The sequence below is a fragment of the Methylotetracoccus oryzae genome (assembly GCF_006175985.1).
GTDB lineage: Bacteria > Pseudomonadota > Gammaproteobacteria > Methylococcales > Methylococcaceae > Methylotetracoccus > Methylotetracoccus oryzae.
Map to the genome: position 1 here is coordinate 105,317 of NZ_SRSH01000006.1, position 13,411 is coordinate 118,727.

18 protein-coding genes are annotated in these 13,411 nt (G+C 64.3%); 10 read left to right on the forward strand and 8 right to left on the reverse strand.

The window, feature by feature from the left end; translation table 11 throughout:
- Positions 1-301: 301 nt before the first annotated feature.
- The 3 genes from BWR02_RS07845 to BWR02_RS07855 all read right to left on the reverse strand — a co-directional run bounded on the left by BWR02_RS07845 (position 302) and on the right by BWR02_RS07855 (position 3,663).
- Positions 302-1,000, reverse strand: a complete 699-nt coding sequence (locus tag BWR02_RS07845; protein WP_139557202.1) for a hypothetical protein — start codon at positions 998-1,000, stop codon at positions 302-304.
- A gap of 453 nt (positions 1,001-1,453) precedes the next feature.
- The gene (gene rsgA, locus BWR02_RS07850; RefSeq protein ID WP_236102032.1) at positions 1,454-2,395 is read right to left on the reverse strand and encodes a ribosome small subunit-dependent GTPase A; all 942 of its coding nucleotides are present in this window, start codon (positions 2,393-2,395) and stop codon (positions 1,454-1,456) included.
- Positions 2,396-2,421: 26 nt separating this feature from the next.
- A complete protein-coding gene (locus BWR02_RS07855; protein WP_139557203.1) occupies positions 2,422-3,663 on the reverse strand; it encodes a M48 family metallopeptidase in 1,242 nt (413 codons plus the stop codon).
- A gap of 130 nt (positions 3,664-3,793) precedes the next feature.
- On the opposite strand from BWR02_RS07855, the gene orn reads away from it, so the two are divergent.
- The 5 genes from orn (at position 3,794) to BWR02_RS07880 (ending at position 8,132) form a co-directional block, all read left to right on the forward strand.
- Positions 3,794-4,339 (forward strand): oligoribonuclease, encoded by a 546-nt coding sequence (gene orn, locus BWR02_RS07860; protein WP_139557301.1) that lies wholly within the window; start codon positions 3,794-3,796, stop codon positions 4,337-4,339.
- Between the two features lie 217 nt (positions 4,340-4,556).
- Positions 4,557-4,850, forward strand: coding sequence for a zinc ribbon domain-containing protein (locus tag BWR02_RS07865; RefSeq protein WP_139557204.1), 294 nt, complete (start codon positions 4,557-4,559; stop codon positions 4,848-4,850).
- Between the two features lie 206 nt (positions 4,851-5,056).
- A complete protein-coding gene (locus tag BWR02_RS07870) occupies positions 5,057-6,211 on the forward strand; it encodes an efflux RND transporter periplasmic adaptor subunit (protein WP_139557205.1) in 1,155 nt (384 codons plus the stop codon).
- A gap of 2 nt (positions 6,212-6,213) precedes the next feature.
- Positions 6,214-6,915, forward strand: coding sequence for an ABC transporter ATP-binding protein (locus BWR02_RS07875; protein ID WP_139557206.1), 702 nt, complete (start codon positions 6,214-6,216; stop codon positions 6,913-6,915).
- A complete protein-coding gene (locus BWR02_RS07880) occupies positions 6,912-8,132 on the forward strand; it encodes an ABC transporter permease (RefSeq protein ID WP_236102034.1) in 1,221 nt (406 codons plus the stop codon). Before BWR02_RS07875 ends, BWR02_RS07880 begins: the two co-directional genes overlap by 4 nt.
- Before the next feature lie 40 nt (positions 8,133-8,172).
- Here BWR02_RS07880 and BWR02_RS07885 read toward each other — a convergent pair whose 3' ends face one another.
- Positions 8,173-8,364 (reverse strand): hypothetical protein, encoded by a 192-nt coding sequence (locus BWR02_RS07885; protein ID WP_139557207.1) that lies wholly within the window; start codon positions 8,362-8,364, stop codon positions 8,173-8,175.
- Positions 8,365-8,682: 318 nt separating this feature from the next.
- On the opposite strand from BWR02_RS07885, the gene BWR02_RS07890 reads away from it, so the two are divergent.
- Positions 8,683-8,904, forward strand: coding sequence for a CstA-like transporter-associated (seleno)protein (locus BWR02_RS07890; protein WP_139557208.1), 222 nt, complete (start codon positions 8,683-8,685; stop codon positions 8,902-8,904).
- Between the two features lie 52 nt (positions 8,905-8,956).
- On the opposite strand, the gene BWR02_RS07895 is transcribed toward BWR02_RS07890, so the two are convergent.
- Positions 8,957-9,217, reverse strand: coding sequence for a hypothetical protein (locus BWR02_RS07895; protein WP_139557209.1), 261 nt, complete (start codon positions 9,215-9,217; stop codon positions 8,957-8,959).
- A gap of 157 nt (positions 9,218-9,374) precedes the next feature.
- Between BWR02_RS07895 and BWR02_RS07900 the strand changes: the two genes are divergently transcribed.
- Complete coding sequence (locus BWR02_RS07900) at positions 9,375-9,752, forward strand: 4a-hydroxytetrahydrobiopterin dehydratase (protein WP_139557210.1); 378 nt, start codon at positions 9,375-9,377, stop codon at positions 9,750-9,752.
- Positions 9,753-9,780: 28 nt separating this feature from the next.
- Here BWR02_RS07900 and hflD read toward each other — a convergent pair whose 3' ends face one another.
- On the reverse strand, positions 9,781-10,401 hold the full coding sequence (hflD, locus tag BWR02_RS07905; protein ID WP_139557211.1) for a high frequency lysogenization protein HflD: 621 nt from the start codon (positions 10,399-10,401) through the stop codon (positions 9,781-9,783).
- A gap of 25 nt (positions 10,402-10,426) precedes the next feature.
- Positions 10,427-10,804, reverse strand: a complete 378-nt coding sequence (locus BWR02_RS07910; RefSeq protein ID WP_139557212.1) for a nucleotide pyrophosphohydrolase — start codon at positions 10,802-10,804, stop codon at positions 10,427-10,429.
- 165 nt (positions 10,805-10,969) lie between these two features.
- Between BWR02_RS07910 and BWR02_RS07915 the strand changes: the two genes are divergently transcribed.
- Together BWR02_RS07915 and BWR02_RS07920 are read left to right on the forward strand one after the other, a co-directional pair.
- On the forward strand, positions 10,970-11,284 hold the full coding sequence (locus tag BWR02_RS07915; protein ID WP_139557213.1) for a hypothetical protein: 315 nt from the start codon (positions 10,970-10,972) through the stop codon (positions 11,282-11,284).
- Between the two features lie 80 nt (positions 11,285-11,364).
- A complete protein-coding gene (locus tag BWR02_RS07920) occupies positions 11,365-12,345 on the forward strand; it encodes a metallophosphoesterase (protein ID WP_139557214.1) in 981 nt (326 codons plus the stop codon).
- Positions 12,346-12,352: 7 nt separating this feature from the next.
- Here the strand turns inward: BWR02_RS07920 and BWR02_RS07925 are convergent, their stop codons facing one another.
- Positions 12,353-12,832 carry a CDP-archaeol synthase gene (locus BWR02_RS07925; RefSeq protein WP_139557215.1) on the reverse strand — a complete coding sequence of 160 codons (480 nt, stop codon included), beginning with the start codon at positions 12,830-12,832 and terminating at the stop codon, positions 12,353-12,355.
- 44 nt (positions 12,833-12,876) lie between these two features.
- Between BWR02_RS07925 and BWR02_RS07930 the strand changes: the two genes are divergently transcribed.
- Entirely contained in the window at positions 12,877-13,407 is a 531-nt protein-coding gene (locus tag BWR02_RS07930) for an archease (RefSeq protein ID WP_139557216.1), read from the forward strand.
- The last annotated feature ends 4 nt before the right edge of the window (positions 13,408-13,411 follow it).

Genomic DNA, 13,411 nt, shown 5'->3' on the forward strand with positions numbered 1-13,411 from the left:
GGATTCGCTGCGCCGGCGCTTGGGTATTTCCCACATTCCAGTGCGGGAAATGCCTCAGGGCGAGTGGGCAGCGAGGGCGCATCGGTATCCTGTCAGAGGATCGCGCGGCGTTCCGTCAGCGACGGAAAGAAGGGATCCGCAGGGCCGGCGTGCCGAGATTTCCTCGATTCGCCGCGTGCTTCCCGAGGGGCTCTTCACGCTATTCCCCCGCTTATCCGAGCGAGACGGCCAGCTCGCGCGCTGGCCGTCCGGGTATCAGGACCTTCGGCAGCGGTCCGGCGCCCGCGCTACCGGCAAGTGGTCACTCGGTGGAGATCGAAGCCCGGTAGCCTTGCCGACCGCCGTAGCAGGCCGCGTCGGTGGGCGAGCAGAAGGAGACGTTGGCGCCGCCAATGGCCACCGTGTACTTACCGGCAGGCAGCGAGCGAACCAGCGTTGCCGTGGTCCAGCCGGCGCTATTCGGCTGATTTGCGACGTACTCTAGCGCGGGTGCCCATGCGATGGGTCCGGCATTGTTGTAACGATGCGCCGTGTATTCGCAGGCCTCTTCTTCCCATCCCTTCCAGATCGAGAAGGCCGGAAACAGCTTGCTGCCGGCGAGATTGTAGCCAATGGCCGGGCTGCCCGAGGTCGGATCGGTGATGATGGTGGGCATCAGAACGCCCTGCTGACGGGAGATCTCGATACGAACCTTGGCCGCCTTTTTCAGTTCCAGGGCCACGAAGTTGGACGTATGGGTCCAGCCGGTTTCGGGCGGGGTATAGAACGGAGGCGGCTCGTTCCAGCTCTTGGCGCCAACATGGTGGACGAAGCCGGCGCGCGCGGGCTTGCCGAGGGTTACGGTCCATTCGTAACTGATACCGTTGCAGTCCGTCTCGGGCACATTGGGTTTGGGATCGCCGAACACGACGCTGGTGCCTGCGGTTGAAAGGCCCGGCAGGGTGGCCGCGCTTACGGTAAGGATGCTGGCACTGACAAACTTTGCGATGGTCTGGGACATCAAGGGACTCCGAAACTGTATGGCTGTTGGTTGAAGTGGGTTTTAGAGCCGTGCCTTGCCCCCTGACACGGCGCCTCACACCGACACCCGGCGGTCCGTTTGTATCGAGCGTCTGGGTGGGGTTTGCGGAACCGGGACCCGCCTTGGGGCGAGCCCCGTCTTCCTTTGGTTAGGGCGTCCGGGCCCTGCTGCGGTCCAACTTCCATCCGTGGCCTAGCTTCGTCCTGTAGGCCGTCGATGCCTACTCGTGGTGAGTGGCGCGGACGACAGTGTCATTGAGCGCCGTCCTGGCGTCGTCCCGGCAGTTAACGCAGACAGCGTGCCAATCCGTAAGGTACTGAAAATACGGGTGGGGAGCGTGACGGCATGCGGCGCGCACCGCGATTTGACACGGCCCGGTGCGGCATTTGCCGCACCGGGCCGCTGCGGGTGCTGCGGGTCGGCGCGGTAAGGTCAGCCGGGCGGCTGTGCCGAGGTCAGGAAGGCGGCGGACACCCCCTTCTCCAACAACTTCCGATAGCGAGCGTGGCGCGCCTCACTGAGGTGTCCCGCGGCGACCGCCTCGCGGACGGCGCAGCCCATGTCGTCGAGATGTCGACAGTCGTTGAAGCGGCAGCGGCCGATGAAGTCGCGGAACTCGCGATAGCCGTGGGCAATGTCGCGGCCGTTCATCTGCGCGAGGCCAAATACCGTGACACCCGGGCTATCGATCAGGTCGCCGCTGCCGGGCAAGTGATAAAGAGTGGCCGTGGTGGTCGTATGGCGGCCCAGACCACTCTTGGCGGACAGTTCGTTGACGCGCAGCGAACGATCAGGGATCAGCGCGTTCGTCAGCGACGACTTGCCGACCCCCGATTGCCCGGCCAGCATGCTGCAGGTCGAGTGCAGTCGCTGCTGCAGACTGGCGAGGCCGACTCCTGCTCGGGCGCTGACTTCCAGCACCGGGTAGCCGGCGGCGGCATAGTTCCGGACTTCGACATCCAGACGCGTGCGGTCGCCCCCCAGGTCGACCTTGTTGATCAGCAGGCCGCCGGCGATACCGCGGTGTTCGCTGACGGCGAGTATCTGGTCGACCAGCAGGAAATCGGGCTCCGGCGCGACGGCAAGGACGACCCACACATGCTGGATATTCGCGGCCACCGTACGGGTCCGGCCGCCACGCGCCGGCCGCAACAGCTCGGTGCTGCGGGGCAGGACGGCCGTTACGACCCCGCTGTCGGGACTGGTGGCTTCAACCTGCACGCGGTCTCCGACCGCGACGTCGATGATGCGACGCCGGCTCTGGCAGACGAGCAACTCGCCGCGCGCGGTCTCGACGGCGAGGCTCTTGCCGAGATGGGCGATCACCAGCCCGATGGCGTCCCCGGGTAATGTCGGGGCCGCTCGCTCGATCACTCCACGGGACACCGGGAGGGAAGCCCCTAGGTCTTCGTCGTAAGGTGCGCGATCCGGATCGAGGCCGGCGGATGACTGTAGTGAAACGCGGAATACAGCGGGTCGGGCGTCAGCGTGCTGGCGTTATCCCGATAAAGCTTGACCAAGGCGCTGATCAGAAAGGAAGCCCGTGTCTGGCCGGCGGCGAAATCGTCCGCTTCGAATTCGTGCCGGCGCTGAAAATAGGCGGTCACCGGCTGCAGGAAAATGGTGAAGACCGGGGATATCAGCAGGAATAACAGCAAGGCGCCGGCGTGCGACGGTGTCGACACGCCCAGTCCGGTGTAGAACCAGCCCTGCCCGGCCAGCCAGCCCAGCAGCGCAAAGCCCGAAAAACTGATGGCCGAACTGGCGATCAGCATCTTCAGGACGTGCTTGAGTTTGAAGTGACCGAGCTCGTGCGCCAGGACCGCCTCGACTTCGTCATGATCGAGGGTGGACAGCAGCGTGTCGAAGAATACGATGCGCTTGTTGTTGCCGATCCCGGTGAAATAGGCATTGCCATGGCCGGAGCGGCGCGACCCGTCCATCACGAACACCCCTTTGCTCAGAAAGCCGCAGCGTTCCAGCAGATGGTCGATCCGGTGCTTCAGATCCTGATCCTGCAGCGGCGTGAACTTGTTGAACAGCGGGGCGATGAAGGTCGGAAAAGCCCAGCTCATCAGGATCGAGAAGCCCATCAGAATGGCCCAGGCCCAGAGCCACCACAAAGGGCCGGTACGGTCCATGACCCACAGCATCAACGCGAGCAGCGGCGCACCCAGCGCGATCGACAGACCCGCCTGCATCAGCATGTCCTTGGCGTACTGGGCCGGCGTCGTGCGATTGAAGCCGAAGCGCTGCTCCACGGAGAAGGTCTGATAGACCGAAACCGGCAGTTCGATCAGGTGCATCAGCAGCAGCGTGGACAAAATCACACCGATACCCGCGACGATCCCGCTGCCGGCCATCGCGACCCACACGGAGCTCAGCCATTCGATCCCGCCGCCCAGCGTGAACAGCAGCAAAGTGGCGGCGCTCAGCCAGCGGGACCACTGGCTGACGCGCCCCTTGGCCAGCGTGTAGTCCGCGGCCTTTTGATGGGCTTCCAGAGCAATCTGGTCGCGGAAGGGTGCGGGCACCGCGCCGCGGTGCGCGCGCACATGCGCCAAGTGTCGCCGCATCAGCCAGGCCTCGATGGCGACTGCCGCCGCCAGCGCGGCCAGAAAAATTACAGTGAAGCCATTCATATGAGGTTCGCTACGCAGACCGGTAAAGTCGGACAGGTTAGCCTCTGGTAGAATGCGTGACAAGCATCGGATCGCCCGGTCTTTCGTGCTGACAGCACCCACGCTCCAGGATCTTGAGCTGACCACCGCCATGCCCTATCACTCGCAAAACCTCGTCTGGATCGATCTGGAGATGACCGGGCTGGATCCCCAGCGGGATGCCATCATCGAGATCGCCACGGTCGTGACGGACCAGGAGCTGAACATCCTCGCCAATGGCCCCGTGCTGGCGGTGCATCAGAACGAGTCCGCGCTGGCCTGCATGGATGACTGGAACCAGCGTCAGCATGGAAAGTCGGGATTGCTGGAGCGCGTTCGTGCGAGCCGCGAGAACGAAAGTTCGGCCGAGCGCAAGACGCTCGACTTCCTGTCGCGTTGGGTGCCGCAGGGCGCTTCGCCCATGTGCGGCAACAGCATTTGCCAGGATCGGCGCTTCCTCGCGCGCTGCATGCCGTCGCTGGAAGCGCACTTCCACTACCGGAATCTCGATGTGTCCTCGATCAAGATATTGGTGCAGCGCTGGGCGCCCCATCTTGCGGACGGTTTCCGCAAGAGCAGCAGCCACGAGGCGCTCGAGGACATCCTGGAATCGATAGCCGAGCTGAAGTACTACCGGCAGGTTTTTCTGCGTTACTAGCACGGCGAGGGTTAGCCCCAAGCCCGTGCGGAACACCGATAGCGCGGTTTTCGAGGTTCCGGTATGCTGCGCAGCGGCGACTCACGATGGGTTATGGCTCGGGTTGACGCGCGGCGCAGCTGGCATCGGCCGCCTCGTGCCGGGTCCGGCCTGACGACGATCCCGAACGCACCACCCATGAATAAGCAAGAGACAGCACCCGGATCGAGGTAGCAGCATGTTCTGTCGGTACTGCGGAAAGAAGCTCAAGAACGATGCCGTGATCTGTACATCCTGTCGGCGGCCGGTCGAGCCATTGACCGTTGCCGGCGTGCCGGTCGATTCCGGGCGTGCCTGGAGCTTCGGCATGATGGCCGGCCTGATTGCCGCGACCTTGTTCCTGCCCCCTGTCGGGATCGTTTTCGGCTTTCTGGGTCTTCGGAATCCGGCACGGCGGACACAAGGCGCCGTGTTGATGACGGTATCGGTCTTCATGAGCTTGCTGATGTTGGCTGTCATGCTGGGCCTTTGAGGTACTCGGCAGCGCGGTCGCTCACGTTCCCGGTGCCGACATTTCCAATCGAGCAACGGCTGTTGCCCGTCCCGCCTCACCGCTCCGATCCTGCATTACGCCGCCACAGCCGGCGATGCAATGGCTGATTCACCGGATTTGAGCTTCGTGTCTTCACCCGCTGAAGGAGCGGCCGCGATTTCCGGCGCGGTGTATCGGCGCGCCCCATGAAGGCCGCGCGGCGCGGCTGGTCGCTTACCTGGCTGCTGGTCGCTGTGCTGTGTTCGGCGGCGGCCTACTATGCCGGACGACAGCAGGAGGACCGTGGCGAGGCGCTCCGTTACCGCACCGAGCCCGTCACGCGGGGCGATGTCTTTCAGACCGTCTCGGCGAACGGGACCTTGAATCCGGTGGTCCTCGTCAACGTCGGCACGCAGATCTCCGGGCGCATCCAGCGCCTGCACGCCGACTTCAACGACCGGGTCAGGGAGGGACAGGTTCTTGCCGAGCTGGACCCCCGACTGATCGAGGCGCAGCTGCGCCAGAACCGGGCGAATGTCGCCAGTGCGTTGGCGGATCTGCGTCTGGCGGAGAGCAACGCCGAGCGCACCCGGGCCTTGGTGGCCCGGAAATTCCTCGCGGAGGCGGAGCTGGACACGGCCATGAAGACCGTCGACGTCGCCCGTGCGACACTGGAACGGGCGCGGGCGCAGGTCGCTTTCGATGAGACCAATCTGCACTACACGGTCATCCGCTCGCCCGTTTCCGGGATCGTGATCTCGCGCAACGTTGATGTCGGCCAGACCGTCGCGGCGACGTTCCAGACCCCCGTGCTGTTTCAGATCGCCCAGGATCTGACGCGCATGCAGATCGATACCAGCCTGGCCGAAGCGGACGTGGGCGGGGTCAGGGTAGGCCAGTCCGTGAGCTTCACCGTCGACGCTTACCCGGAGCGCAACTTCGACGGGGTGGTCCGGCAGATCCGGATGAACCCGACCATCCAGCAGAATGTCGTGACCTACGACGTCGTCGTCACGGTGGACAATGCCGAGCGGTTGCTGTTGCCCGGCATGACGGCCGTCGCGACGATACGGATCGCCGAGCGGAAGGGCACTTTGCGCCTGCCCCTTGCGGCGTTGCGCTTTCGCCCCGGCACGGCGGGTGACGTGCCGCTACCGGCCGTGAAGGGAGACGAACGTATCGTCTATCGCCTGATCGATGGCAAGGCGGTGCCCATCGCGGTCCGGATCGGCATCTTCGGCGGGCGCGAAGCGGAGCTTGTCTCCGGTGACCTGCGCGAGGGCGATGGTCTCGTGATCGAAGAGATCGGCGCGGACCGCAAGAGCGGGTCGGGTGGCCGGATGCCCACCCGGATGTTCTGAGCGTGGATGACCTCATCCGGCTGGTCGGCGTCACCAAGGCGTACCCTGTGGGCGATGCCCCGCCAGTCCCCGTGCTGCATGGGGTCGACCTCCGGATTGCGGCGGGTGACTTCGTCGCCATCATGGGCGCATCCGGCTCGGGCAAGTCGACGCTGATGAACATCCTGGGCTGTCTCGACACGCCGAGCAGCGGCGACTACGTGCTGGAAGGCCGGAACATCGCCGAACTCGATGTCGACGAACTGGCCGCGGTGCGCCTGCGGCTGCTGGGCTTCGTTTTCCAGAGCTTCAATCTATTGCCCCGTATCGATGTCCTCGACAACGTCGCCCTGCCCCTGTTGTACGCGGGTGTGCCGCGGCGCGAGCGCCATCGACGCGCCGAGCAGCTGCTGGGGCGCGTCGGCCTGCAAGGTTATGGCGCGCGGCGCCCGAACCAGCTGTCCGGGGGGCAGCAGCAGCGTGTCGCGATTGCTCGGGCCTTGATCAACCAGCCACGCCTGCTGCTGGCTGACGAGCCGACGGGGAATCTCGACAGTGAAACCAGCGTCGATGTCATGCGACTGTTTGGAACCTTGAACACCGAAGACGGCATCACGCTGATCATCGTGACGCACGAGGCGGATATCGCGGCCTATGCCCGCCGCCGCATCCGCTTTCGCGACGGCCGGATCGTCGAGGATACCGCCACGGAGCCGCTGGCGTGATCGCCGCCCTGGCGGCCGAGTCACTGCGGGGGCTGCGAGCCAACCGGCTCCGCACCGCGCTGACCATGCTCGGGATCATCATCGGCGTTGCGGCGGTGATCGTGATGCTGGCGGTCGGCCAAGGGGCTCAGTCCATGGTCAGCAGCGCGATCGCCTCGATGGGCAGCAACCTGCTGGTGATCCTGTCGGGCGCCTCGACCTCGGGCGGGACGCGCATGGGTTTCGGCACGATTCCGACCTTGACCGGCGCCGATGCCGAAGCGATCGGCGAGTTGCCGAGCGTGGCGGCTGCCGCTCCGACCGTCATCGAAGCCGCGCAGATGGTCTCCGGCCCGAACAACTGGAGCGCCTCGGTGACGGGCACGACGCCCGAATTTCTGACGATACGGGCATGGCAACTGGCCGAGGGCGTGCCGTTCACCGAAGTCGACGTGCGGTCCGCGAGCCGGGTCGCCTTGCTGGGACTGACCGCGGCGACGAATCTGTTCGGACCGGCGTCGCCGGTTGGCAAGACGATACGCATCAAGAACGTGCCTTTCACGGTGATCGGGCTCCTGGCGCCCAAAGGTCAGAGTCTCGATGGACGGGATCAGGACGATACAGCCGTCATTCCGCTGACGACCGCTCAGCGCAAGCTGTTCGGCAACCGCTTTCCGGGAACCGTGCGCTTCATCATCGCCCAGGCGAAGTCCGAGGACGCGATGGTCCGGGCCGAGCGGGAGATCAATGAGCTGCTGCGACAGCGCCACCGGATCCGGGAGGGTCAGGAAGACGACTTCACGGTACGGAACCTGACCGCGCTGGCCGAGACCGCGGCGGCCAGCACGCGCATCATGTCGATCATGCTGGGGTCTATCGCCTCGGTTTCGCTGCTGGTCGGCGGGATCGGCATCATGAACATCATGCTGGTGTCGGTTACCGAGCGGACGCGCGAGATCGGCATCCGCGTGGCCGTGGGTGCACGGCGGCGGGACATCCTGTGGCAGTTCCTGCTCGAGGCGCTGTTCATATCGCTGGCCGGCAGCCTGATCGGCGTGGGACTCGGCATCGGCGTCACGCATGCACTGGCGGCGGCGCTCGGGATGCCGACCGTGATCACACCCTGGTCGATCGGACTGTCCTTTGCCGTTGCGGCAGCGGTCGGGATCTTTTTCGGGTTCTATCCAGCCCGGAAGGCCGCGGATCTCAATCCGATCGAGGCCTTGCGCTACCAGTAACGGGGCACCGTCGCGCCAAGGTCCGGGGCGTTCGGGGGGCTCAGTCGCGATCCGGCTCCTCGCTGCGCCCCACCATTTCCCGGTAGCACTTCACGAACGAGACAGCCGCGTAAAGCATCACCGCGAACAGCACCCATTCCTGCGGCGAGACGCCGGTTGGGTTGTCGTCGAACACGACGATGCCGATGGTCGCCGCCAGGAACAGGGCAAAGTAGTTGAAGAGCCAGAACATACGCGTATTTCACTCGCTGGTGGGTGATTGATCGCCGGTGCGTCGAACCGGTCCGGCACGGGGTTTGTCGCGCTTGATCGGCGCTTCCGATGGCTGCAGCCGAAAAGCCGGTTCCCGACGGCAACACTGTCCGCGCAGGACCGCGGCGAGTCGGTTTGAAGCTGGCGGTGTCTGCGTCGCCCCCATCGTTATCCCCTGCGTATTTCGATGGCCTGATGGCGCTCAGGGTTCCACCACAGCGCCGATGTCGCGGCACTGGCCGGGAGACGGAGCGGCGGATACTTGTGGCCCGCGATATCGCTGGTCTAGACTCCCGCGATGATCAGAGCGACGCTGAGCCGGTGGATTAGGAGCGTAAGGCGTGCAACTGCGGCGGTGCATCGTGCCGCGCGATGGCTGTCCGAAGATCGGGCCTATGTGGTGTACGTTCGCCACTGGCAGGCGCATCATGCCGCTCAGGGCGGTCAGCCGTTGAGTCGCAGCGAGTTCTTCCGGCAGCGCACGCAGCGCAAGTGGGACGGCATCAACCGGTGCTGCTGACTGGGGTCGGCCACGCGCCCCGTCTCGCATGTCCGTCCAGGGCAGCAGCGGTTTAGAGACGGTTCTTGATCCGCTCGTAGGCGGCCTTGATCTCGTCGCCGAGCAGGCTCAGACTCGCGTGGATGTCTTCGGACGCATCCTTGGCTTCTTCCAGAGCGCCCTTCGCATGCAGTTGCCACTGTTCCAGTTTCGACTCGATAGCCTCCCATTCGTCCTTGGTTTCGAGTTTGGCCAGATTCAGTTGCACCAGCAGCTCGTCGCGCTGTTGCAGCAGCCCGTCACGCAGTTTGGCGATTTCGTCGTTGATGTCCATGATGATGTCCTCCGTCGATGGTACATGCCGCAGTCGGAATGCGGCCCGTCTTATTTAGCGCTCACCGGCGCTCGGTGTAAAGGCGGGTCGTCGTTTTGCGGAAAGAGCGGCTCGGCGGATGGGACGGTAACCGGAATCTGAGGAGGAGAAGCGCGTCATGACTACAGAGCAGCCGAAAACGTACAGCGATTCCGAGATTCAGCAGCGTCTGGCGGAGGAACTGCCGCACTGGACCTACGAGAACGGCTGGATCCGGCGCAAATACCGCACGAGCGGCTGGAAGGCGACGCTGATGGTCGTCAACACGGTGGGTCACCTGGCCGAGGCCGCGTGGCACCATCCGGATCTGACGGTGTCCTATGCCTTCGTCATCGTCAAGCTGGTGACGCATTCGGCTAAAGGTATCACCGACAAGGACTTCGCGCTGGCGCGCAAGATCGAGGAAATCGTCCAGTGGCATGCCCGCGAGGACAGCGGCGGCATTTTCGAGGGAACGCCGGACGATCCGCGGTTCAAGTACGTCAAATACGACTGACCGGCAGCGTCGGGCGAAGCGGCGGTGCCTAAAGGTCCTTCAGCAACCAACGCGCAGTTCGCTGGAAGCTGCTCCGCGACAACAGGATTTTCCAGCGGCTGCCGCCGCACTGGCGCCACAGTACGACCGAACGGATCCCGGCCAGCAGCAAGGCGCGGATGCGGTTGGCGTTGGCCGTATTGCGCAGGTGGCGTTCCTCGCCCATCACCACGACCCTGGGCCGCATCTCGCTGATGGTCTTCTGGTAGAGCTCCGCCAGTTCGGCCAGCACCTCGTCCTGAAGCAGGTCCGTCGCGGCGACGCGTTCCGCGATGTTGCGCACGCCGTTCGTGATCAGGGCCATCTTGTCCCTGGACTTCATCAGCTTGCGTTCCAGGAACCACAGTGTCGCGGAATAGCGGGAGAGCTCCGGATCTACCTGGTTGGGATTGCCCATCTGCTTTTCCAGCAGCTGCAATCCCTGCTTCAGTGCGGGCAGCCCGCCGTAGATGTCGAGCACGTCGTCGGCATCGACCTTGAGCAGGCTGGCGATGCACGGCAGCATCGCCTCTTCGTCCGTATGGCCGCGTTTGGCAATCTGTTGCACCGCGTGGACGCACTGGGTCAGTCCGGCGAGTGCGATGACTTGATTCGTCTGCGTTTTGATCATTTCTGGGAGGCGCCGGGGAGTGACGTTAGGCCTGCGAGCCGTCGCTGTTCGTGTCGCGGCGATTGTACTTGACGGCGGTTCCGTACGCTAAATGCACCGGGTATTTCGCCTCGTTCTTTTCGATCTTGGCGGCGACCGCCGCTTCGAGGTCCACGTCGAGGCGGTCTGCCAGACGTACCAGGTAAATCAGGACGTCAGCCATCTCGTCGACGACGGCGGCATAGTCATCGGGACGATCCCGCAGCGCGCTCGATTGCTCTTCGGTCAGCCACTGGAAGCGCTCCAGCAGTTCCGCTGCTTCGACCGACAACGCGATGGACAGGTTCTTCGGGCTGTGGAACTGTTCCCAGTTCCTCTCGTTGGCGAAGCGGCGCAGGCGCTCGCTTAAATGATGAAGATCCATGAGCTTTCCGATTGAATCTTTGGAATCGCACCGAAGTAGGCGAAAATAACGGGTGTACGTCCATTCGTTCATCCGCGCCCGGCATGCTGCGTGGGATTGCGGGTGTCACGGCCTTGCAGACGGATAGCGAAATACTTGATCAAGCGCAACGGGGGTTGTGAAGCCATGGACAAATTGACCGACGACATCCAGAGAACCATTCGAGCGCTGGAGACCCTGAGTGGCCGCGCTTCGACCGCGTCCGATACGATCGATGAATTGATGGACCAGCTGTTCCAGCAAAAGATCGATCTCGCCGGTGCAAAGTACAGCACGTCTGCCCCGGCCTATCAGCAAGCGCTCCAGAGCATGGCGGCCGCCGCCAACAAGGCCGAGCGCGCCCTGAAGGATCCCCATGCGGTCGCGCCGATGGTGCCCGCCATCGAGGATGCGATTGGCAAGCTGGCTCGCCTGCTGGATAGCTTTGCACATACCTCGTAGGCGAGCGGCGGCGTGATCTGCGCCGTTGCCTTACTATACTGCAGGCCGAATCCGACATCGACTCAACAGGGGTCGCCGTCATGAGCGTATACAAGCTTGCCAAACTCCGTTGTCCCCCGGTCGAAGTGGGGGACTATCACTGGCTCGAGCAGCGAGTCGGGCGTTGCCACCTGGAGCAGCGGCTCGGCATCGAACACGACTACGAGGCGCGCATCTTCGGCCAGGGGCGGACGATTTTCCATATCGAGAACTGGACCTCCCTGCATGCCCTGATCCGCTTCACCCTCCGACTGGCGATGCTGGAGCGGCGGGGGCGCGACAATGCGCGCGCGCTGAAGGTCCGCCACAACGAACTCATCATCGAACGCCTGCCGCGTGAGTTCGACGGGTTCACGCTGCTGCATCTGAGCGACATGCATCTGGACATGGCGCCGGATAGTCCCGATGCGGTGATCCGCGCCTTGCGCGAGGTCGGCGACTACGACATCTGCGTCCTGACGGGCGACTACCGGGTGAAGACCTACGGGCCCTATCAGGCGGCCCTGGATGCCATGCAGCGGGTGCGTCCGCATCTGCGCGGGCCGGTCTACGCCGTGCTGGGAAACCACGACACCATCCGGATGGCGCCGGGACTCGCGGCGATGGACATCCGCCTGCTGTTGAACGAGTCGGTCCGTATCAGTCGGCAATCCGCGACCATCCATCTCGCCGGTATCGACGATCCCCACTATTACCGCGCCGACAACATCGAGAAGGCCACGGATCATATCCCGCGGGATGCCGTCTCGATCTTGCTGTCGCACAGTCCGGAGATGTATCGCCATGCGGCCTACGCCGGCTTCGACGTCATGCTCTCGGGTCATACGCATGGTGGCCAGATCTGCCTGCCTGGCGGCATTCCGCTGATGCTGAACGCCAACGCCCCACGGAAGATCTGTGTTGGCGCTTGGCGCTATAACGGGCTACAGGGATACACTTCGACTGGCAGCGGTGTCAGCGTGGCCGACGTGCGTTTCAACTGCCCGCCCGAGGTGACGCTGCACCGGTTGCGTGCGGCCTGAGTCGCCGTCAATAGGGTTGCTTCCGGATATGCAGGTGGTACAGCACCCGCGACAGCAGCAATTCGATGATCAGGAACAGAACGGTGACCGCCGCGATTTCGGATGTGGTGAGGGCTACCGTGTGTTGCACCAGTAGCAGCGGAAGCAACACTTCGGGTACCTGATCGATCCCCAAAGCCATGCCGCTCGGCGCAATGCCGAGCCGCCGTTTGACGAAGCTCGACATGAGGTCGCCGGCCATGGCCCCGATTCCCAGCCAAAGCCCGGTTGCTGCCGACAAACCGACCCCGACGGCACCGATGGTCGCGGCGACGAGTGCGGCGGCGATGCCTCGCCACGTTTTCGAGACGCCGAACAACGGGCGGCCGTCGGGGAAGTTCCTACCGCAGTCGACTGGGTACTGCCAGTTATCCCGCAGCAGGTTTTGGGCGAGAATCGGCGCGCCGTTCGCGAGGCCGATAACGAAGAGCAGCTGCACCGCCACCATGCTAGGATGCTCGAAGCGAAACCATGGCCGGTAGGGTATCTTGAATGCCGCGCTGCGAAAACCCGAATGAGCTGCCGGACGCGGGCCTTGGCCGGTCGGAGGCGGTTCCCGAGAGTCAGGCGCCGACGCTCGTCCGCCCGCCCGAGGAGTCCCGCGCGCTCCCGCGCTGGGAACATTTCTCCCACATGGCGGACATGGGGGTCCGAGGGCTCGGTCGCGACTGCAGCGAGGCTTTCGCCCAGGCCGCGGTTGCGATGGTCGCCATCCTCTGTGACCCCGCGACGATACGCCCCGAGCGGGCGGTGACGATCCGATGCGAGGCGCCGGATACGGAGTCACTGCTGGTCGACTGGCTGAATGCGCTGATCTACGAGATGGCCGTGCGCCGCATGCTGTTCAGCCGCTTCGAGGTCCGCGTGAACGCGGACGGGCTGGAGGCGACGGCCTGGGGTGAGGCGATCGATCGGGCGCGGCACCGACCCGCCGTCGAGGTCAAGGGGGCCACCTACACGGCGCTGAAAGTCGCGCCGGACGCTGGCGGAGCGTGGCTGGCGCAATGCGTCGTGGATGTCTGAACGG

What these genes read in the sequence shown, in the direction of transcription:
- BWR02_RS07855 (WP_139557203.1), bottom strand. Translation starts at nt 3,663, where the DNA reads ATGAATGGCTTCACTGTAATTTTTCTGGCCGCGCTGGCGGCGGCAGTC.
- orn (WP_139557301.1), top strand. Translation starts at nt 3,794, where the DNA reads ATGCCCTATCACTCGCAAAACCTCGTCTGGATCGATCTGGAGATGACC.
- BWR02_RS07895 (WP_139557209.1), bottom strand. Translation starts at nt 9,217, where the DNA reads ATGGACATCAACGACGAAATCGCCAAACTGCGTGACGGGCTGCTGCAA.
- BWR02_RS07915 (WP_139557213.1), top strand. Translation starts at nt 10,970, where the DNA reads ATGGACAAATTGACCGACGACATCCAGAGAACCATTCGAGCGCTGGAG.
- BWR02_RS07890 (WP_139557208.1), top strand. Translation starts at nt 8,683, where the DNA reads ATGATCAGAGCGACGCTGAGCCGGTGGATTAGGAGCGTAAGGCGTGCA.
- BWR02_RS07870 (WP_139557205.1), top strand. Translation starts at nt 5,057, where the DNA reads ATGAAGGCCGCGCGGCGCGGCTGGTCGCTTACCTGGCTGCTGGTCGCT.
- BWR02_RS07885 (WP_139557207.1), bottom strand. Translation starts at nt 8,364, where the DNA reads ATGTTCTGGCTCTTCAACTACTTTGCCCTGTTCCTGGCGGCGACCATC.
- hflD (WP_139557211.1), bottom strand. Translation starts at nt 10,401, where the DNA reads ATGATCAAAACGCAGACGAATCAAGTCATCGCACTCGCCGGACTGACC.
- BWR02_RS07845 (WP_139557202.1), bottom strand. Translation starts at nt 1,000, where the DNA reads ATGTCCCAGACCATCGCAAAGTTTGTCAGTGCCAGCATCCTTACCGTA.
- BWR02_RS07865 (WP_139557204.1), top strand. Translation starts at nt 4,557, where the DNA reads ATGTTCTGTCGGTACTGCGGAAAGAAGCTCAAGAACGATGCCGTGATC.
- BWR02_RS07930 (WP_139557216.1), top strand. Translation starts at nt 12,877, where the DNA reads ATGCCGCGCTGCGAAAACCCGAATGAGCTGCCGGACGCGGGCCTTGGC.
- BWR02_RS07920 (WP_139557214.1), top strand. Translation starts at nt 11,365, where the DNA reads ATGAGCGTATACAAGCTTGCCAAACTCCGTTGTCCCCCGGTCGAAGTG.
- BWR02_RS07900 (WP_139557210.1), top strand. Translation starts at nt 9,375, where the DNA reads ATGACTACAGAGCAGCCGAAAACGTACAGCGATTCCGAGATTCAGCAG.
- BWR02_RS07910 (WP_139557212.1), bottom strand. Translation starts at nt 10,804, where the DNA reads ATGGATCTTCATCATTTAAGCGAGCGCCTGCGCCGCTTCGCCAACGAG.
- BWR02_RS07925 (WP_139557215.1), bottom strand. Translation starts at nt 12,832, where the DNA reads ATGGTGGCGGTGCAGCTGCTCTTCGTTATCGGCCTCGCGAACGGCGCG.